The sequence below is a fragment of the Mycobacterium sp. NGS56 genome, assembly GCF_059812425.1.
In genome coordinates this window covers 180,601-200,820 of the sequence record NZ_JCALCQ010000005.1, presented here as the reverse complement: position 1 = coordinate 200,820, position 20,220 = coordinate 180,601, and the positions used below count along the sequence as shown (strand labels likewise).

17 protein-coding genes are annotated in these 20,220 nt (G+C 67.4%); 13 read left to right on the top strand and 4 right to left on the bottom strand.

Features of this window, described 5'->3' with window-relative positions; translation table 11 throughout:
- Positions 1–258 precede the first annotated feature (258 nt).
- From eccA3 to eccE, 11 genes are all read left to right on the top strand, one after another.
- Positions 259–2,100: a type VII secretion system ESX-3 AAA family ATPase EccA3 gene (eccA3, locus tag AC5Y4F_RS15640; protein ID WP_067932143.1), complete on the top strand. Its 1,842-nt coding sequence runs from the start codon at positions 259–261 to the stop codon at positions 2,098–2,100.
- Positions 2,097–3,704, top strand: coding sequence for a type VII secretion protein EccB (eccB, locus tag AC5Y4F_RS15635; protein ID WP_499997542.1), 1,608 nt, complete (start codon positions 2,097–2,099; stop codon positions 3,702–3,704). Before eccA3 ends, eccB begins: the two co-directional genes overlap by 4 nt.
- On the top strand, positions 3,701–7,684 hold the full coding sequence (gene eccCa, locus AC5Y4F_RS15630) for a type VII secretion protein EccCa (protein ID WP_499997541.1): 3,984 nt from the start codon (positions 3,701–3,703) through the stop codon (positions 7,682–7,684). The genes eccB and eccCa overlap by 4 nt, the downstream gene beginning before the upstream one ends.
- Before the next feature lie 43 nt (positions 7,685–7,727).
- Entirely contained in the window at positions 7,728–8,036 is a 309-nt protein-coding gene (locus tag AC5Y4F_RS15625) for a PE family protein (RefSeq protein ID WP_067932134.1), read from the top strand.
- Between the two features lie 42 nt (positions 8,037–8,078).
- Positions 8,079–9,536 (top strand): PPE family protein, encoded by a 1,458-nt coding sequence (locus tag AC5Y4F_RS15620; RefSeq protein ID WP_067932132.1) that lies wholly within the window; start codon positions 8,079–8,081, stop codon positions 9,534–9,536.
- Between the two features lie 62 nt (positions 9,537–9,598).
- Positions 9,599–9,892 (top strand): type VII secretion system protein EsxG, encoded by a 294-nt coding sequence (gene esxG / locus AC5Y4F_RS15615; protein WP_007768837.1) that lies wholly within the window; start codon positions 9,599–9,601, stop codon positions 9,890–9,892.
- 32 nt (positions 9,893–9,924) lie between these two features.
- Positions 9,925–10,215, top strand: a complete 291-nt coding sequence (locus AC5Y4F_RS15610) for a WXG100 family type VII secretion target (protein ID WP_067128585.1) — start codon at positions 9,925–9,927, stop codon at positions 10,213–10,215.
- A 20-nt stretch (positions 10,216–10,235) separates the two neighbouring features.
- Positions 10,236–11,123: an ESX secretion-associated protein EspG gene (locus AC5Y4F_RS15605; RefSeq protein ID WP_067932130.1), complete on the top strand. Its 888-nt coding sequence runs from the start codon at positions 10,236–10,238 to the stop codon at positions 11,121–11,123.
- 75 nt (positions 11,124–11,198) lie between these two features.
- Positions 11,199–12,617: a type VII secretion integral membrane protein EccD gene (gene eccD / locus AC5Y4F_RS15600; protein WP_499997589.1), complete on the top strand. Its 1,419-nt coding sequence runs from the start codon at positions 11,199–11,201 to the stop codon at positions 12,615–12,617.
- Positions 12,614–14,014, top strand: a complete 1,401-nt coding sequence (mycP, locus tag AC5Y4F_RS15595) for a type VII secretion-associated serine protease mycosin (protein WP_499997540.1) — start codon at positions 12,614–12,616, stop codon at positions 14,012–14,014. The genes eccD and mycP overlap by 4 nt, the downstream gene beginning before the upstream one ends.
- Positions 14,011–15,030, top strand: a complete 1,020-nt coding sequence (eccE, locus tag AC5Y4F_RS15590; protein WP_499997539.1) for a type VII secretion protein EccE — start codon at positions 14,011–14,013, stop codon at positions 15,028–15,030. The genes mycP and eccE overlap by 4 nt, the downstream gene beginning before the upstream one ends.
- On the opposite strand, the gene AC5Y4F_RS15585 is transcribed toward eccE, so the two are convergent.
- A complete protein-coding gene (locus AC5Y4F_RS15585) occupies positions 15,020–16,219 on the bottom strand; it encodes an alpha/beta hydrolase family protein (RefSeq protein WP_499997538.1) in 1,200 nt (399 codons plus the stop codon). The genes eccE and AC5Y4F_RS15585 overlap by 11 nt on opposite strands.
- Before the next feature lie 163 nt (positions 16,220–16,382).
- On the opposite strand from AC5Y4F_RS15585, the gene AC5Y4F_RS15580 reads away from it, so the two are divergent.
- Entirely contained in the window at positions 16,383–17,168 is a 786-nt protein-coding gene (locus AC5Y4F_RS15580; RefSeq protein ID WP_067932125.1) for a trans-aconitate 2-methyltransferase, read from the top strand.
- Between the two features lie 60 nt (positions 17,169–17,228).
- Here the strand turns inward: AC5Y4F_RS15580 and AC5Y4F_RS15575 are convergent, their stop codons facing one another.
- Both AC5Y4F_RS15575 and bluB read right to left on the bottom strand, forming a co-directional pair.
- Positions 17,229–18,635: a sulfatase family protein gene (locus AC5Y4F_RS15575; protein WP_499997588.1), complete on the bottom strand. Its 1,407-nt coding sequence runs from the start codon at positions 18,633–18,635 to the stop codon at positions 17,229–17,231.
- A gap of 83 nt (positions 18,636–18,718) precedes the next feature.
- Complete coding sequence (gene bluB / locus AC5Y4F_RS15570) at positions 18,719–19,387, bottom strand: 5,6-dimethylbenzimidazole synthase (RefSeq protein ID WP_067932123.1); 669 nt, start codon at positions 19,385–19,387, stop codon at positions 18,719–18,721.
- 69 nt (positions 19,388–19,456) lie between these two features.
- Between bluB and AC5Y4F_RS15565 the strand changes: the two genes are divergently transcribed.
- Entirely contained in the window at positions 19,457–19,741 is a 285-nt protein-coding gene (locus AC5Y4F_RS15565) for a hypothetical protein (RefSeq protein ID WP_067932121.1), read from the top strand.
- Here AC5Y4F_RS15565 and AC5Y4F_RS15560 read toward each other — a convergent pair.
- Positions 19,725–20,207 carry a hypothetical protein gene (locus AC5Y4F_RS15560; protein WP_067932119.1) on the bottom strand — a complete coding sequence of 161 codons (483 nt, stop codon included), beginning with the start codon at positions 20,205–20,207 and terminating at the stop codon, positions 19,725–19,727. The genes AC5Y4F_RS15565 and AC5Y4F_RS15560 overlap by 17 nt on opposite strands.
- Positions 20,208–20,220 lie beyond the last annotated feature (13 nt).

The window sequence follows — 20,220 nt, the reverse complement described above, 5'->3', positions numbered from 1 at the left end:
GGCGCGGGGTGCGCGGGCCGAGTTGATAATGAAAATGATTTTCATTAGGGTTGGTCCTTGCTGTGAGACCGCCCCCGACGCGGCTGTGAGTATGCCGAAAATGCGGAGAATCTCTGCGAAGACTTCCTCAACAGCGGTAAAAGAAGGGCAGCGCAGTGGTCAGTCGGACGGACCCAAACGCCTCGACAGTTAGCTTATGCAATGCTAACTTCAGGCGGGTTAGGTTAGGGGAGGCTACATACATGACGAGGCGCGGCCGTGGAACTCGGTGACACCGGCATGCTCACAGCTCAGCCGGTTAACTCTCGGGTTGACGAGGACGTCGTCAGCCGGTTCGCCACGTGTTGCCGAGCACTGGGAATAGTCGTCTATCAACGCCAGCGTCCTGCCGATCTGACCGCCGCGCGCTCCGGCTTCACCGCGCTGACCCGCATCGCTCACGACCAGTGCGACGCGTGGACGGGTCTGGCAGCTGCCGGAGATGTGTCCCTACGGGTGCTCGAGGCGGTATCGCGCAACGTCGCGACCGCCGGCGCGCTGCAGCGCCAAGTCGATTTGGCGCCCGGGTCGCTGGGCTTCCGCTACGACACCGGACTGTATTTGCAGTTTCGCGCCACGACGCCCGAGGAGTTCCATCTCGCCTACGCGGCCTCGCTGGCAACGGCCGGACGATTTGCTGAGGCCGACGAAATCGTCGCCGGCCTGACCGCCCGCCGCCCGAACTGGCGCGAGGCCCGCTGGGTGTCCGTCGTGATCAACTACCGCGCCGAGCGCTGGTCGGACGTCGTCAAGCTGCTGACGCCGATCGTCAACGACGTGGATCTGGACGAGGCGTTCTCGCACGCCGCCAAGATCGCCCTGGGCACCGCGCTGGCCCGGCTTGGCATGTTCGCCCCCTCGCTGTCGTACCTGGAGGAGCCCGACGGCCCCGTCGCGGTGGCTGCGGTCGATGGCGCGTTGGCCAAGGCGCTGGTGCTGCGCGCACACGTGGACGAGGACTCGGCGAGCGAGGTGCTGCAGGATCTGTACGCCGCGCATCCCGAAAACGAGCAAGTCGAACAGGCCCTGACCGATACCAGTTTCGGGATTGTGACCACCACCGCGGCCCGCATCGAAGCCCGTACCGATCCGTGGGATCCCGAAACCGAGCCCAGCGCCGAGGATTTCGTCGATCCCGCAGCGCACGAACGCAAAGCCGTGCTGCTGCACGAGGCCGAGCGCCAGCTCGCCGAATTCATCGGTCTCGATGAGGTCAAGAACCAGGTGTCGCGGCTCAAGAGTTCGGTGGCCATGGAGCTGGTCCGCAAGCAGCGTGGTCTCGCCGTCGCCCAGCGCGCCCATCACCTGGTTTTCGCCGGGCCACCCGGAACCGGTAAGACCACCATCGCCCGCGTGGTTGCCAAGATCTATTGCGGCCTTGGGCTTTTGAAGCGGGAGAACATTCGAGAGGTGCACCGCGCCGACCTGATCGGCCAGCACATCGGTGAGACCGAGGCCAAGACCAACGCGATCATCGACAGCGCACTCGACGGCGTGCTGTTCCTCGACGAGGCCTACGCGCTGGTCGCCACGGGCGCCAAGAACGACTTCGGGCTGGTGGCGATCGACACCTTGCTGGCGCGGATGGAAAACGACCGCGATCGCCTGGTGGTCATCATCGCCGGATACCGCGCCGACCTGGACAAGTTCCTGGATACCAACGAGGGCTTGCGTTCTCGATTCACGCGCAACATCGATTTTCCTTCTTATGCACCCTCGGAGCTGGTCGAGATCGCGAACACCATGGCAGAACAGCGCGACAGCATCTTCGAACCGGCCGCGCTCGAACACATGGAGGCGTTGTTCACCAAGCTGGCATCCGAGTCGACTCCGGATGCCAACGGAATCTCGCGACGCAACCTCGACATCGCCGGTAACGGTCGATTCGTCCGAAACATCGTCGAACGCTCCGAAGAAGAACGAGAGTTCCGGCTCGACCATTCCGAACACGCCGGAACCGGCGAATTCAGTGACGAGGAGCTGATGACGATCACCGACGACGACGTCGAACGGTCGGTGGAGCCGCTGCTGCGCGGCCTTGGCCTGTCGGTGCCGGCATGAGCAACGAGTCCGACGAACGCCGTTCGTTCACCTCTCGCACGCCGGTCAACGACAACCCCGACCAGGTCGAGTACCGCCGCGGTTTTGTCACCCGCCACCAGGTCAGCGGCTGGCGGTTCGTGATGCGCCGGATCGCATCCGGTATCGCACTGCACGACACCAGGATGCTGGTCGATCCGCTGCGCACGCAATCGCGTGCGGTGGCCATGGGGGTGGTCCTGTTGGTCACCGGCTTGGCGGGTTGTTTCGTGTTTTCCCTGATTCGGCCCAGCGGCACGGTGGGCACCAACGCCGTATTGGCCGACCGGTCGACCGCCGCTCTGTACGTCCGAGTCGGCGACGACTTGCATCCGGTGCTCAACTTGACTTCCGCCCGGCTCATCACCGGCCATGCGGTGGATCCCACCATGGTGAAAAGCAGTGAGCTGGACCGCTTTCCGCGCGGCAACCTGATCGGCATCCCGGGCGCGCCGGAGCGCATGGTGCAAAACCCCTCGCACGACGCGAATTGGACGGTGTGCGACTCGGTCAGCCAGCCGGCCCAGGGCGGCCACGCCGCCCACAGCACCGGCGTCACGGTGATCGCGGGACGGCCCGACAGCAGCGGTGCGCGCGCGGCCACGCTCCCGTCGCGGCAGGCGGTCCTTGTCGACCGGGACGGCACTACCTGGCTGTTATGGGAAGGCAGGCGTTCGCAGATCAACCTGACCGACCATGCGATCACGAACGCACTCGGCCTGGGGCAGAACAACTCCGAGGTGCCCGCGCCACGGCCCATCGCGCTGGGCCTGTTCAACGCGATACCGGAGGGGCCGCCGCTGGCCGCACCGGGCATCCCGAACGCCGGTGCCCCGGCGCCGTTCACCGTGCCCGCACCGATCGGCGCGGTGGTGGTTTCCTACGCCCTGGATCAGAGTTCGTCGGGCGCACCGCGCTACTACGCGGTCATGCCCGACGGCCTGCAACAGATTTCACCCGTGCTCGCCGCGATCCTGCGCAACACCAATTCCTATGGGCTGGACCAACCGCCGCGGCTTGGTGCCGACGCGGTGGCCAAGCTGCCAGTGTCGCGGATGCTGGACACCGAGCGCTATCCGGATCAACAGGTCAGCCTGGTCGATGCGGCCAAATCCCCTGTCACATGCGTCTATTGGAGTAAGCCGGCCGGAGCCGCGACCAGCTCGCTGAACCTGATGTCCGGCTCCGCGCTGCCGATCGCCGAATCGATCCGCACCATCGACCTGGTAGGTGGCGGTGCGGCGACAACCGCCACTCGTGTCGCCCTGGCGCCGGGCACCGGCTACTTCACCCAAACCGTCGGCGGCGCCCCGGAGTCACCGGGCACCGGCTCGTTGTTCTGGGTTTCTGACACCGGTGTCCGCTACGGCATCGACAACGAGGCCGAGCACTCGGCCACCGGGCATGGCAAAACGGTTGAAGCGCTGGGCCTTAGCGGTTCACCGGTGCCCGTCCCGTGGTCGGTGCTGTCGCTGTTCGCCAATGGTCCGACGTTATCGCGCGCCGACGCGCTGCTGGCACATGACGGGCTGACCCCCGATCAGAAGCCCGGCCGTGTGGCATCTGCCGAGGGAGCCCCCCGATGAGCCGACTGATCTTCGAAGCGCGCCGCCGGCTGGCGCCGCCGGTGACCCGCAAGGGCACCATCGCCATCGAGGCGCCACCTGAGCTGCCCCGGGTGATTCCGCCGTCGTTCCTGCGGCGGGCAATGCCCTATGTGCTGGTGATCCTGATCGTCGGCATGGTCGTCGCCCTGTTCGCCACCGGGATGCGGCTGATCTCGCCGCAGACATTGTTCTTCCCGTTCGTGCTGTTGCTCGCCGCGACCGCGATGTACCGCGGCAACGACAACAAGACGCGTACCGAGGAGGTCGACGCCGAACGCGCCGACTACCTGCGCTACCTCTCGGTGGTCCGGGACAACATCCGTACCCAGGCCACCGCGCAGCGCGCCGCGGCCCAGTGGTCCCACCCGGAGCCCGCCGCGATCGCGGCCGTGCCGGGAACCCGCCGCCAATGGGAGCGCGACCCCCACGATCCCGACTTCCTGGTCCTGCGGGCCGGCCGTCATCGCGTGCCACTGGCCACCACCTTGCGGGTCAACGACACCGCGGATGAAATCGACCTGGAGCCGGTGTCGCACAGCGCGTTACGCAGCCTGCTCGACACCCATCGGACCGTGCCGGACGTACCGACCGGAATCGACGTGGCAAAGGTCTCCCGCATCACCGTGCTGGGCGCGGAAGACCGGGCGCGGGGGGCGCTGCGCGCGTGGCTCGCTCAGGCGGTGACCTGGCATGACCCGACCGTGCTAGGGGTCGCACTGGTCACCCCGAATCTGGAGAGCCCGCACTGGTCCTGGCTGAAGTGGTTGGCGCACATCGACATTCCCGGTGAGCTCGACGGGGTCGGACCCGCCCGCTTCATGTTCACCAACGCCGATGACTTGGTCGCGAAACTGGGTTCGGCCCTCGCCGACCGCCCGGCGTTCACCGGTGAGCCCGCCGCTGCGTTTCGTCACCTGCTGATCATCATCGACGACCCCGACTACGACCTGAACGCGTCGACGCTGGCGCTGGGCCGGGCCGGTGTCACCGTCGTGCACCGCAGCGCAACGGCGCCCAACCGTGAGCAGTATTCGGATCCGGAAAGGCCGATCCTGCGCATCACCGGCGCTGGCGGTCGAGTCGGTGCCATCGAGCGCTGGCAGACCGGCGGTTGGCAGCCCTACATCGACAACGCCGACGAATTGGGTGCCGACGAGGCGGCGCACCTCGCGCGCCAGTTGTCGCGCTGGGACTCCAACCCAAGCCACACCGGCCTGCGCTCGGCGGCCACCCGCGGTGCGACCTTCACCACGATGATGGGCATTCCGGATGCTTCGCAGCTGGACGTGCCCACGCTGTGGGCGCCGCGCCGCCGCGAGGACGAGTTGCGCGTTCCGATCGGGGTCACCGCGACCGGTGAGCCGCTGATGTTCGACCTGAAGGACGAAGCCGAGGGCGGCATGGGTCCGCACGGGCTGATGATCGGTATGACGGGCTCGGGTAAGTCCCAGACCCTGATGTCGATCCTCTTGTCGCTGTTGACGACTCATTCGGCAGATCGGTTGATCGTCATCTACGCCGACTTCAAGGGTGAGGCCGGCGCCGACAGCTTCCGCAACTTCCCGCAAGTGGTTGCCGTCATCTCGAACATGGCCGAGAAGAAGTCGCTGGCCGATCGGTTCGCCGACACGCTGCGCGGCGAGGTCGCCCGCCGGGAAACGTTGCTCCGCGAAGCGGGCCGCCAGGTGCAGGGCAGCGCGTTCAACTCGGTGGTGGAGTACGAGGCCGCCATCGCCGCCGGAAACGACCTGCCGCCCATCCCGACGCTGTTCGTCGTCGCCGACGAGTTCACCCTGATGCTGGCCGATCACCCCGAATACGCGGAGCTGTTCGATTACGTTGCGCGAAAAGGCCGCTCGTTCCGCATCCACATCCTGTTCGCGTCGCAGACGCTGGACGTCGGCAAGATCAAGGACATCGACAAGAACACCTCCTACCGCATCGGTCTGAAGGTGGCCAGCCCCAGCGTGTCTCGCCAGATCATCGGTGTGGAGGATGCCTACCACATCGAATCCGGCAAGGAGCATAAGGGCGTGGGCTTCTTGGTACCCGCCCCGGGAGCGACGCCGATCAAATTCCGCAGCACCTATGTCGACGGCATCTACGAGCCGCCCGTCAAGGCTAAATCATTTGTGGTGCCGTCTATTCCGGAGCCCAAGCTCTTCACGGCCGGCCGGGTGGAACCGGATCAGGACACCGTGATCACAACCCCGGAGGAAGACGAATTGACCGGGCCACCACGCAAGCTGATCGCCACCATTGGTGATCAGCTGGCCGGTTACGGCCCACGGGCGCCGCAGCTGTGGCTGCCGCCACTGGACGAGCCGATTCCGTTGAGCGCCATGCTGGCCCGCGCCGGCGTTCCGCCGCGGCAGTGGCAGTGGCCACTCGGCGAGATCGACAAGCCGTTCGAGATGCGCCGCGACCCGCTGGTGTTCGACGCCGCCTCGTCGGCCGGCAACATGGTCATCCACGGCGGTCCGAAATCGGGCAAGTCGACCGCGCTGCAGACGTTTATCCTGTCCGCGGCCAACCTGCACTCGCCGCGCGAGGTCACCTTCTACTGCCTGGATTACGGCGGTGGCAAGCTTCGGGCGCTCGAGGACTTGGCGCACGTCGGCAGCGTCGCTTCTGCGCTGGAGCCCGAACGTATCCGGCGTACCTTCGGCGAACTCGAACAGCTGCTGTTGTCGCGGCAGCGGCGAGAGGCGTTCCGGGAGAAGCATGGCGCCGCCCCCGACGACGGGTTCGGAGAGGTGTTTTTGGTCATCGACAACCTCTACGCCTTCGGCCGCGACAACACGGACCAGTTCAACACCCGAAACCCGTTGCTGGCCAGGGTCAGCGAACTGGTCAACATCGGCCTCGCGTACGGCATCCACGTCGTCATCACCACACCCAGTTGGCTGGAGGTGCCGCTGGCCATGCGCGATGGCCTCGGATTGCGGCTCGAGCTCAAGTTGCACGATCCACGGGACAGCAACGTGCGGGTAGTCGGTGCGCTGCGCCGGCCCGCCGAAGCGGTGCCCCACGATCAGCCTGGTCGCGGATTGACCATGGCCGCAGAGCATTTCCTGTTCGCCGCGCCGGAATTGGACCAGGTGGCCGCGCTCAACGCGCGTTACCCGGGCCTGGCCGCGCCGCCGGTGCGGTTGCTGCCGACCAACCTCGCGCCGGAGTCGGTCGGGTCGTTGTATCGCGGGCCGGAGCAGGTCGTGATCGGCCAGCGCGAGGAAGATCTCGCGCCGGTCGTGATCAGCTTCGTCGAGAACCCCCTACTGATGGTGTTCGGCGACAGCAAGTCTGGAAAGACCACGCTGCTGCGCCACCTCATCCGCACCGTGCGCGAACACTCCACGCCCGATCAGGTTGCGTTCACGGTGCTGGATCGGCGGCTGCACCTCGTCGACGAGCCGCTGTTCGCCGACAACGAGTACACGGCCAACATCGACCGGATCACCCCGGCGATGCTGGGCCTGGCCAATATCATCGAATCGCGCCGACCGCCGGCCGGACTGCCACCCGGGGAGCTGGCCCATTGGCGCTACGCGGGCCACACCCACTACCTGATCATCGACGACGTCGATCAGATACCGGATTCGCCCGCGATGAGCGGGCCCTACGTCGGGCAGCGCCCGTGGACGCCGCTGATCGGATTGCTTTCGCAGGCGGCCGATCTGGGGCTGCGGGTGATCGTTACCGCACGTGCCACGGGTTCGGGGCACGTCTTGATGACCAATCCGCTGCTGCGCCGGTTCAACGACTTGCAGGCGACCACGTTGATGCTGGCGGGTAATCCGCAGGACAGCGGCAAGATCCGCGGTCAGCGATTCGGCCGGTTGCCTGCCGGGCGGGCGATCTTGCTGGGCGACAGCGACGCTCCGACGTACGTGCAGTTGGTCAACCCGTTGGTCGGGGAGTCCGTGATAGAGGGCGCCACCGAAGGTTTCGCCCACTGATGTTTACGCAAGTCCGTAGAGAAGGACTAGGAAAGGAGTAACCATGACCCTGCGAGTGGTTCCCGAAGGTCTGGCCGCGACCAGCGCTGCGGTCGAGGCCCTGACGGCACGGCTGGCGGCCGCGCACGCGGCGGCGGCTCCGGCGATCACCGCGGTGGTGCCGCCGGCGGTAGACCCGGTATCGCTGCAAACGGCTGCCGGATTCAGCGCTCAGGGCCAGGAGCACTCCGCCATGGCGGCCCAGGGTGTCGAAGAGCTGGGCCGCGCCGGCGTCGGCGTCGGCGAGGCCGGCGCAAGCTACCTCGCGGGCGACACCGCGGCCGCTGCGACGTTCGGAATCGCGGGCGCCTGACAAATGACTGGCCCTCTGGCCCCCATAGGGTCCACTATCTGGATGGCTTTGCCACCCGAGGCGCATTCGGCGTTGCTCAGCGCCGGTCCTGGGCCGGGGCCGCTACTGGCGGCCGCCGGCGCGTGGACCGCGCTGAGCACCCAATACGCCTCGGCGGCAGCCGAACTCAGTGGGCTACTGGGGGAGGCCCAGGCCGGTGCCTGGGAGGGGCCAAGCGCCGAGCAGTATGTGGCGGCCCATCTGCCGTATCTGGCGTGGCTACAGCAGGCGAGCGCCGACAGCGCGGGTGCGGCCGCACAGCAAGAGGTCGCGGCCACGGCGTACACGGCCGCCTTGGCGGCCATGCCGACGCTCGCGGAACTGGCCACCAACCACACCGTGCACGGGGTGTTGGTAGCGACAAATTTCTTTGGCATCAACACCATTCCGATCGCGGTCAACGAGGCCGACTATGCGCGGATGTGGGTCCAGGCGGCCACCACCATGGGCACTTACCAGGCCGTCGCGGGCTCGGCCCTGGCCGCGTCGCCGCGCACCACGCCGGCGCCTCCCATCGTCAATCCCGGCGGCCAAACGAACAGCCTCGCGGCCAACGCCGCGCAGAACAGCCCTGGCGACTGGTTGCAGAACTTCTTCCAGCAGTTGTCCAAATCTCTGCAGGACTTCCTCCAGAACATCCAGCAGCTGTTGCAGAACCTGCCGGCGCTGCTGGCGGCCAACGGGCCGCTGCTGTTCTTCGTTGCCTACCAAGTGTTTTTCAACGCCGTCGGCTGGCCGACCTGGGGTGCGATCCTGACCGCGCCGTTGCTGATTCCGCTACTGCTGGGCATCGGGCTCGGTTCCCTGCTCACCACACCCGTTGACGTCGAGCCGGATGCCGACGCCGCCCCCGCCGTCGTGGCCCCCGTGCTGACGTCGAACAAACCGACCATGATGCCGGCGGTCGCGTTGGCCCCGACGGTGGCGACTCCGGCCGGGGCACCGGCCACCACGGCTGCCGCGGGCTCCGGTGCGCCCGCGGCGCCGGCGCCGGCGGCGGCGGCGACCAACTTCGCCTACCTGGTGGCCATGGGCGGTGACCCGGACGCGGGCGTCGGACCCACGTTGGGCGGCCGCGGCGGGGTCAAGGCTCCGGCGGCGACCATCCCGGCAGCGGGTGCCGCAGCGGCGAACCGCGCCGAGTCGCGCGCACGGCGCAGGCGGCGGGCCACGCTGCACGATCACGCCGACGAGTACGCGGACATGGACTCCGATTTCGGTGTCCCCCCCGATTTCGGCGACGAGGAGGAACTGGCCGCGGCCGTCGCATCCGCCCAGGGGGCGGGGCCACTCGGGTTCGCCGGAACCACGCGGCGACAGAAAGCCTTCCAGGCGGCCGGATTGACCAAGCTGGCCGAGGACGATTTCGGTGGTGGCCCACGCATGCCGATGGTGCCCGGCACGTGGGAGCAGGAAGCCGGTAACGGAGCACACCCAACCGAGCCCGGGAAAGGGGGTTAAGGCAGTCAGCCAGTGAAGGTGAATTACCGAAACCCCAATGGAAGCAACAGAAAGGAATCAGCATGAGTATGTTGGACGCTCACATTCCGCAGTTGGTAGCCGCACAGTCGGCCTTCAGCGCCAAGGCGGCGTTGATGCGCAGCACGATCAGCCAGGCCGAGCAGGAAGCGATGTCGGCGCAGGCGTTCCACCAGGGCGAGTCCTCGGCCGCCTTCCAGGCCGCGCACGCGCGATTCGTCGAGGTCGCCGCCCGGGTCAACACCCTGCTGGACATCGCCCAGGCCAACCTCGGTGACGCCGCCGGCACCTACGTGGCCGCGGATGCAGCCGCCGCGTCCGGTTACACCGCGTTCTGATCTCACCGCTAGCAACCGCGAAAGGACTTGTCATGTCGCAGATCATGTACAACTACCCGGCGATGTTGAACCACGCCGCCGACATGTCGGGCTACGCCGGCACCATGCAGGGGCTCGGTTCCGACATCGCCAGCGAGCAGGCCACGTTGTCCAACGCCTGGCAGGGTGACACCGGTATGACCTACCAGGTGTGGCAGGCCCAGTGGAACCAGGCGATGGAAAGCCTCGTGCGCGCCTACCAGTCAATGGCGAGCACCCACGAGGCGAACACCATGTCGATGCTGGCCCGCGACCAGGCCGAAGCCGCCAAGTGGGGCGGCTAGGTCGTGACTGAACGAACCTGATGGACCGAGCGCCCAACGCCGTCGAGCTGACGGTCGATCACGCTTGGTTCATCGCGGAAACGATTGGGGCGGGGAGCTTTCCCTGGGTATTGGCGATCACCTCGCCCTATCGTGATGCCGCGGAACGCAGCGCGTTCCTCGACCGTCAGAAAGCTGAGCTGACCGAACTGGGTCTGGTCTCAGAAGGCGGCCTGGTCAACCCAGCGGTCGCCGAGTGGATCAAAGTGGTGTGTTTTCCGCAGCGGTGGCTGGACATGCGTTACATCGGTCCGGCCAAGGACACCGGTGCGGAAGGCGACGCCGGGTTGCTGCGGGGCATCGTCGCGCAGCGCACCGGTGTGGCCGGCAAGCCGTCGATCACAGTGGTCGCGTTGCGCAGCGCGCAGCTCATCACGTTCACCGTCATGGACATCGACCATCCGCGCGCGCTCGTGCCGGTGCTCACCGTCGGTCTCGCGAACCGCGCGCCCGCGCGGTTCGACGAGTTCAGCATGCCGATGCGGGTTGGTGCCCGAGCCGACGAGCGACTGCGTTCGGGTGCCCCGCTCGCTGAAGTCCTTGACTACTTGGGTATCCCGCAATCGGCACGGAAGGTGGTGGAATCGGTGTTCGAAGGACCACGCAGCTACGTCGAGATCGTCGCCGGCTGCCGCTGCGACGGCCGGCACTCCACCACCGAGGTGGGGATGAGCATTGTCGACGCACGCGAGGGGCGGGTGCTGGTCAGTCCGTCCCTGGCCTTCGACGGCGAGTGGGTTTCGACCTTCGCGCCGGGAACACCGTTCGCGATCGCCGTCGCGATCGAACAACTGACCGCCCTACTGCCAGATGCCGGATGGTTCGGCGAACACCGGTTGGCCCGAGATTTTTCCGTACAAAACTCGTAATACGAAAGAAGAGAGAACGATGTTCCAGCAACGGCCACAACACTTTTCGGAGATCCGGTGACATCCGGAACCGTCATGCCGATCGTCCGTGTGGCAATCCTCGCGGACAGCAGGTTGACGGAAATGGCCTTGCCTGCGGAGCTGCCGCTGCGCGAAATCCTGCCGGCTGTCCAGCGTTTGGTGGTTCCGACCAACGGCGGTTCGGAAGACGGCGCCGCCTCGCGCGGTGCCGCCGACGTCGGTGCGGCGACCCAACTGAGCCTGGCCCCGATCGGTGGTGCGCCGTTCAGTCTGGACGCCAGCCTCGACACGGTCGGAGTCGTGGACGGCGACCTCCTGGCGCTCCAGGCGCTTCCGCTGGGTCCGGCGGCGCCCGGCATCGTCGAGGACATCGCCGATGCGGCCATGATCTTCTCGACTTCCCGGCTCAAGCCATGGGGCACAACGCATATCCGGCGTGGCGCTTTGGCCGCGGCGATCGCGGTGACGTTCCTGGTGACGGGGTTGTCCGTTACCTACCGGGTAGCCACCGGTGCGCTGCTGGGACTGGTCGCGGTCAGCGCCGTCGCCGCGGTGACCGCTACCGTCGGACTGCTGGTCACCGCTCGCTCGGCGCGCACCGGCATGACGCTCTCAATCGCCGCACTCGCTCCCATCGCCGCGGCGCTCGCGCTGGCCGTGCCGGGCAAGTTCGGCGCCGCCCAACTGACCCTGGCCGCGGCCGGTGTCACCGCGTGGTCGCTGATCGCCTTGATGGCGCCCAGCTCCGAGCGTGAACGCATCGCCGGCTTTTTCACCGCGACCGCGGTGGTCGGCGCCGGGGTGTTGCTGGCCGCCGGCGCCGAATTGCTCTGGCATCTCGAGCCGATCGCCATCGGCTGCGGGCTGATCGTGGCGGCATTGCTGGTCACCATCGAGACGCCTCAACTGTCTGCACTGTGGGCGCGCTTCCCGCTGCCGGTCATTCCGGCACCCGGGGACCCCACCCCGTCGGCGCCGTCGCTGCAGGTGCTCGAGGACCTGCCGCGCCGGGTCCGGATCAGCGACGCACATCAGAGCGGATTCATCGCCGGCGCAGTGCTACTCAGCGTCCTGGGTTCGGTAGTGATCGGCCTGCGGCCCGAGGCGCTCAGCGGCGCGGGTTGGTACGTAGTGGCGGCCACCGCCGCGACGTCGGTGCTGCGCGCCAGGGTGTGGGACTCCGCCGCCTGCAAGGCGTGGCTGCTCGCCCAGCCCTTCTTGGCCGCCGGCGTGCTGCTGGTGTTCTACACCTCCACCGGACGCTACGCCGCCGCCCTGGGCGCCGCACTGGTCGTTCTGGTGCTCGTATTGGTCTGGATCGTGGTGGCGATGAACCCGGGTATCGCCGCGCCGGAGAGCTACTCGCTGCCGGTGCGCCGGCTGGTGGGCTTTGTCGCGACCGGACTCGACGCGTCGCTCATCCCCGCGATGGCTTTCGTCGTCGGTTTGTTCGCCCTGGTGCTCAATCGATGATTCGGCCGGCATCAGCCTGCGCCGCAGCGGCATTGGCTTTGCTGCCCGCCGCCGCGACGTGGACGAGTGCGCCGGCATCCGCGATCAGCCCGCCGACGGTGGATCCCGGCGCCCCACCGCCCAGCGGCGCGCCGGGGCCCGGGCAGCCGATGGAGCAGCGCGGACCCTGCAGCACCTCCGGTGTCGTGCCGGGCAGCGACCCCGGTGCGATCACGCCCAGTCAGTCGATGCTGAATCTCCCTGCAGCATGGCAGTTCTCGCGCGGCGAGGGGCAGCTGGTGGCGGTGCTCGACACGGGAGTGCGGCCGGGGCCGAGGCTGCCCAACGTCGAACCGGGCGGCGATTTCGTCGAGACGACCGATGGGCTGACCGACTGCGACGGACACGGAACGTTGGTGGCCGGGCTCATCGCCGGTCAGCCCTCGCCCGACGATGGGTTCTCCGGCGTGGCACCCGCGGCGCGCGTGGTGTCGATCAGGACGACGTCGGCCAAGTTCTCGCCACGAACGCCGGGTGGTGATCCATTGATGGCGCAAGTGTCGGCCGAGGTGTCGACACTCGCCCGGGCGATCGTGCATGCGGCCGACCTCGGTGCGCGGGTGATCGATATCGGGTCGGCCACCTGCCTGCCCGTGGACCGACCGGTTGATCAGGCCGCTTTAGGCGCGGCGGTCCGTTACGCGGCGGTGGACAAGGACGCGGTACTCGTGGCCGGCGCGGGTGACAGCGGTGCGGGCGCCGGCGGCGCCTCGTGTGAGTCGAACCCGCTCACCGACTTGAGCCGCCCCAACGATCCGCGAAATTGGGCCGGTGTCACGTCGGTGTCCATCCCCTCGTGGTGGCAGCCGTACGTGTTGTCGGTGGCGTCGCTGACCCCGGACGGCCAGCCGTCGAAATTCACGGTGGCGGGACCGTGGGTGGGTGTCGCCGCGGCCGGCGAACGCATCGTGTCGATCGGCAACGCCGACGGCGGCGGACTGGCCAACGGCCTGCCTGACGGGCACCAGCAACTCGCCGCTGTCAGCGGAACCGGGTATGCGGCCAGCTACGTGGCCGGTGTCGCGGCGCTGGTCCGCAGTAAGTATCCCGACCTGAACGCCACCGCAGTGCAGCGTCGCATCACCGCAACCGCGCACAACGGCGCGCGTGAACCGTCCAACGTGGTCGGCACCGGCAGCGTGGATCCGGTGGCGGCCCTGACCTGGGAACTGCCCGCGGGTAACCAGCCCGGGGCGGCATCGGTGAAGCCGGTGACCGTGCCGCCGGCCCCCGCGCCCAAGGACACCAAACCACGGACCGTCGCGGTGGCCGGCACCGCCGCGCTGGCCGTGCTGGTCGCGGTGGCCGGCGCAGTCACCGCAATCGCCGCACGCCGACGAAAGGACCCCACCCCGTGAGCAAGCATCGGATACCGACTCCCGGGAGCGGTCGAATCACGTTGGCGCTGTTGGCCGTTGTGCCCGCGGTCATGGCCTACCCGTGGCGACCGCCGCGTGACTACTGGTTACTGGGCATCGCGGCCGCCGTCGTGATCGTGTTGTTCGGCTGGTGGCACGGTCTGCATTTCACCACCATCCTGCGCCGCCGAGTGGCGATGATCGGACGCGGTAACGCCGTCCCGGCGAGCACTTCCGACACGGCGGCAACCGCGCTGATTCGCCTCGGCACACCGGAGGATGACTCCGACGCGTTGCCGCTCCCGTTGATCGCGAGCTACCTCAATCGTTACGGCATCCGGGCCGACAAGATCCGAATCACCAGCCGCGACAACACCTCCGACCTGTCACGACGCGAGACCTGGATCGGTCTCACGGTATCGGCGCGGGATAATCTGGCTGCGCTGCAGGCCCGCTCACCGCGAATCCCGTTGCACGAGACCGCTCAGGTCGCGGCTCGCCGGCTGGCGGACCATTTGAGGGAGATCGGTTGGGAAGCCACTACCGTCGCCGCCGACGATGTCCCCCGGCTACTGACGTCCAACCCCCGCGAGAGGTGGCGGGGAGTGCAGCGCGGCGCCTCGGATTATCTTGCAGCATACGAAATTCGGGTGGACGACACACTGCCGGAGACCTTGGAGGCGATCCGGTCTTATCCCGCGCGCGAAACCTGCACGGCGTTGGAGATCGCCGGTGACACAGACCGGTTCACCGTCGCGGTGGCGTGTGCGTTCCAGACCGAGACCGCCCCGGATGGCAAACCGCCGGTCGGTGGGCTGACCCCGCAACGCGGAAACCACCTGCCGGCGTTGACGGCGCTGGACCTGTTGTCCACGCGTCGGCTGGACGGACACGCCGCAGCGCCGCAGAACCTGCTCGCGCAGCTGCACTGGCCCACCCTGCTCGGCGGAGCGCACCGCGCCTCGCCCGGCCAAACCGGCGACAACGCCGACACCGTCGAGGTGGTCAGAACATGACCTCCCGCAGGAAAGCGGTCATCCTGCGCAGGTAGTCCAACTGGCTGATGTGCAGCACGTGACTGCCCGGAAACCAGTGCAGCGCACATTGATCCCAGTGCTGCCATAGCTTGACGGCATGGTCGGGCGGCGCCATCCGGTCGCCGAGTCCGGTGATGATCATCCGGCGTTCCCGCGGCACCAGTGGCCGGTAGTTCAGCGGGCAGTGGTACGCCAGCCCGTCCGCGAGGTCGTCGTGGCTGATGTCGGATAACCGCAGACCCAGCCGCACCAGCTTGTTGGCCGGGAACCATTCGTCGAACAATGTCGCCGGGGTGACGACGGGGCAGTTGGGGATCACCGCCTCGAGCCGAGCGTCGGCCGAGGCCACCAGCGCCGAGGTGTAGCCGCCCAGTGAGATGCCGGTGAGCGCGATGCGGTCGACCCCGGTGTGGCGCAGATAGTCGATGATGGAGCGAAAGTCGTGCACGGCCTGTGCCATGGCCTCGGCGAAACCGCTGAGTCCACCGGCGAAATAGCCGAAACCGCTGAATGGTGAATATTTTTCGGCCCGCTTGCCGTGAAAGGGCAGTGTGTACATCAGTACGTCGTAGCCGGACTGGTAGTACCAGGGACACGAAAAGAACCGTCCGTTGGCCAGATAGGACGATCCCAAGAAGCCGTGGATCACGCACAGGGTGGGACGCGGCCCGTCGTCGTGGCGCCAATGCTGCGCCCGCACGGTGTTGTTGGCCCGCCAGGCGCCCCACTGCGGGCGCATGGCGGGGTTGACGGCGGTGAAGCTGCTGGGAAATGCGATGTTGTCGACCGTGCCGTGCGCGATCCACTGCGCCAGCGGGCTGGCCCGCCGCGATGCGACCCGGGGGATCTCGGTGGGTGGCGGAAAGGATCGCGCCGGGTCTTTCGCCGCCCCCATCTCCGCATAGAAGTCGAGGTTGTCGCGCTCGGTGGCGGAATGGGATTGCCGCAGCGTACTTGCCACCACGAACGGCGCCACCGTGCTGGAGAGCAGCGAGGCCACCCAGGTGCGCAGGGCCAGATCACCCAGGGCCGATGCCTCGACTACCATTCGCTGGCGGGGCGACAACGCCGAGCGAGGGGGTAGTCCGCCGGCGCCGGCCGGGAGATCGGCGCCGGAAACGTCGGGAACGGGGATGGGCGGGTCGATCGGATCTGAGTCGGGCGCCACGAACGCCGATGGTAGCCCGACGGCCACGGGCTTCCTGGGCGTTTTGTCCGTTTCGGTCAACGCGGTGTTATCCCGGGACCATCCGGGCCGCGTCGGCGCACCATAGGAGTTATACGGTTTGCTATCGGCCGGTTGCGGCGGCGCGAGGATCGGGAGGATCGACATGTGGGATCCGGACGTTTACCTGGCCTTCGCCGACCATCGCGGCCGCCCCTTCTACGACTTGCTGTCGCGGGTGGGTGCCGAGCGCGCGCGTCGCGTCGTCGATCTCGGTTGCGGTCCGGGGCACCTGACTAAGTACCTGGCCCGGCGTTGGCCCGACGCGGTGATCGAGGCGATGGACAGCTCGCCGGAGATGGTTGCCGCCGCGAAGGAACGCGGCATCGACGCCGTCACCGGTGACCTGCGCGACTGGAAGCCCAAACCCGACACCGACGTGGTGGTCAGCAACGCGGCCCTGCACTGGGTGCCCGAGCACGCCGACCTGCTGCTGCGGTGGGCGGGGGAGCTGGCGCCTGGATCGTGGATCGGTGTCCAGATGCCGGGCAACTTCGAGTCGCCGTCCTACGCCGCGGTGCGGGCGCTCGCCCGCCGGGAGCCGTATGCGAAGTTGCTGCGCGACATTCCATTTCGGGTTGGGGCGGTGGTTCAGCCCCCGGCGCATTACGCCAATCTGCTACTCGACGCGGGATGCAAGGTCGACGTCTGGGAGACGACCTATCTGCACCAGCTGACCGGCGAGCATCCAGTCCTGGAGTGGATCACCGGCACCGCGCTGGTTCCCGTGCGCGAGCGGCTCGACGACGACGCATGGGAGAAGTTCCGCGAGGAGCTGATCCCGTTGCTGCGGGACGCCTACCCACCGCGGTCCGACGGCGCGACGATCTTCCCGTTCCGGCGGGTGTTCGTCATCGCCGAGGTGGGCGGGTCGAGCCGTTCAGCCGGGTAACCCGGCAGCGCCCACCGGCCGCCGATCCCCGGCGCGGCAACGAATTTGGGTCAACGGTGACTAACGCTGCGTTGGCTTGCCTTCTTCGATGCCGCGGTCAGCGGCTATGGCCGAGCGGGGGGTCGGCTTCGACCGATGGATCTTCAGATACGTCTCGGTGTATCTCGCGGAAATGCGGGTGCCGGCGAACTCCGACGGGATGACATCACCGGTGCGTTGACGCCAATCGTGCAGTCTGACAGCAAGATCAGCTGCGACCTCATTCGCATCGGTTCGGTCATCGGCCAGCAGGTTGGTGGTCTCGCTGGGATCGGTGCGCAGATCGTAGAGTTCACGCTCGGGCCGCGGCGACTTGACGAACGGCGCGACGGCCCGCCCGGACGGGCTTTCCTCGATGTCCAGCGGCAGATCGAGCAGCGGGCGGGGCACGTAGTTCTCGATGTAGCTGTAGTCCTTGGTGCGGATCGCGCGGATCGGGTCGAACGAGTCGTGGTAGGTCTTCGTGGTGTAGACGTGATCGCGCACCGGTGGTGTGGTCGGCGGATCCGGTTCCAGCAGCACGGACGCGTGTGATACACCGTCGACATCGACCGGAGTGTCAATCCCCAACAGCCCCAACAACGTCGGGACCAAGTCGACGGCGCTGAACAGCTCGTCGTAGATGCGTGGACCCACCGCCCGGTTGGTGGGCGGACGGATGATCATGCCGATGCCGGTACCGGCGTCATACAGCGTGGATTTCGCCCGGGGAAACGCCGGGCCGTGATCGGTGAAGAACACCACCCAGGTGTTGGCGTCCAAACCGGTGTCGGCCAGCGCGTCGAGCAGTCGCCCCACGGCGGCGTCGGCGGTGCTGATGGCCCCGTAGAAGTCGGCGAGGTCGCCGCGCACCTCGGGGCTGTCGGGCAGGTAGTCGGGCGGATCGACCTGCGCGCTGTCCGCCGGCGTGTAACGGTCGTGCGGATAGGGCCGGTGGGTCTCGAAAAACCCGGCGGTCAACAAAAATGGCTGTCCGACAAGGCCTTCGGCGCTTTGCCGCAGCCATTCGTCGGCCTTGTCGGCGACGTAGTCACAGTAGGAGTTCGACACGTCGAACTCGTCGAATCCTAACCGCTTCGGGTAGGAGGTCTCATGCTGCATACCGAAAAGCGCTGAATACCAGCCCGATTCAGACAAGATTTGAGGCAGGGTCCGGATGCCGTCACGGTATTCCCAGCCGTGGTGGGCCAGCCCGATGAGGCCGTTGTTTTGCGGGTAGCGACCGGTGAACAGCGATCCGCGCGACGGCGAGCACAGCGGCGCGGTGGCGTGCGCGCGGGTGAACAGGATGCCCTCGGCGGCAAGGCGGTCCAGCCGCGGGCTCGATACGTCGGAGTGGCCGTAGGCGCCGAGGTAGCGCCCCAGGTCGTGCCAGTGCACGATCAGCACGTTGTCCAAAGAGCCCGTATTCCGGTTTTGTTCCGCTATCTCCAATGGCGTCACCTCTCACATTGCCTTGCGACCGGCGACGTTACCGCAACCTCCCCGCGGGATTCCTGAGTGCTGTTGCGTCAGGGCGTCGGCAACTGACCCCATCGGTTCTCGCAGACGAACTCCGACAACGGTCGCCCAACGGTCCAGCCGTCCAGTTCCAGCGCCGGCCGATCGGGAAATTCGGGTACCGGTCCCAGGCACAGGATGGCCACGGGCTCGGCGCCCGACGGCATCCCGAGCAGCGCCGCCAGCCGTTGCGGATCGAAAAGTGACACCCAGCCCATCCCGAGGCCCTCGGACCGGGCCGCCAGCCACAGGTTCTGGATCGCGCACGACACCGACGCCAAGTCCATCTGCGGTAGCGTTCGCCGACCGAAGACGTGCGCGTCGCGGCCGTCGCCCAGCGCCACCACGAACAACTCGGCGCACTCGAGGATGCCCTCCACCTTGAGCGCCAGGAACTCGTCGGATCGCTCGCCCAGGGCTTCCGCGGTGCGCGGACGCTCCTCGTCGACCAGGGCATGAATGCGTCGCCGCAGCGAGGCGTCGGTGATCCGAATGAAGCGCCACGGCTGCATCAGCCCGACGCTGGGCGCCGCATGCGCGGCCTGCAGCAGGCGCGCCAATACGGCCTCGTCCACCGCCGCACCGGGAACGAATCGGCGCATGTCACGACGCTCGTAGATGACGCGATAGACCGCCCGCCGCTCATGCGAGCTGAATGCGTCACCGGTCACGTCTGCCATCGTAGGAAATCGGCGTTAGCGTTGATCGTGCCTTGCCCCCAAGGCCCCCGGGAAGGGAGTGGTTTTGAAGTGAAGCCTTCCGATGTGCTCGATCAGCTGGCTGCCGAGCCCAGCGCCGGCCGCGGTTACGGCGAGCCCTATCAGACCCCGGACGGCACCACCGTCATCGTGGTCACCAAGCCGCTGGGGGTGTTCGCCATCCGTGACGGGCAGGCCACCTGGACGCCGGCCGTCGACAACGGCCGGATCGCGCTGATCGGGGTGATCACCGGCCTGCTGGCCGCGGTAATCGGCACCCTCGCGGTGCTGCGGCAGCCGCCCTGGCCGCGGATCACGATCAGGGACTATAGGTAACCCCGACCGCGCGGAACACGTATTCCGGCGGCATGTCGAACGCCAGCGACCGCCGGGGCAGGCGGCTGAGAACATCGTCCGGAATGGTCACCTTGTAGTGCAGCGACAGTTCGCCGGTGAACTTTTTGTCGACTCGGGAGACGTCGGCGTTGACCTGCAGTCCGGTCGGCGATATCTCCACCTGCGCCCCTCCTGTCTGCGGCGCGTCCCAGCGCACGTTGACGGTCGGGCCGGCCAGCCGGGGCAGCATGGACAGCGTTGCCAGCACCCGCTCCGAGGTGAAGACCAGCGAACCCGTGTAGCTGGCGACGCTGTGCGGCAACCGCACGCCCGGGATAGTGCCGCTGAATCGGCGGGTCACGGCTACATAATCGGCGAGGTAGATCAGGCCTTCCGACTCGACCTCGGCATGCAGCTGGTCGGGCAGCTTGCCGATGCCGAACAACCTACGGACGAAGACGGCCATATCGACAGTATGA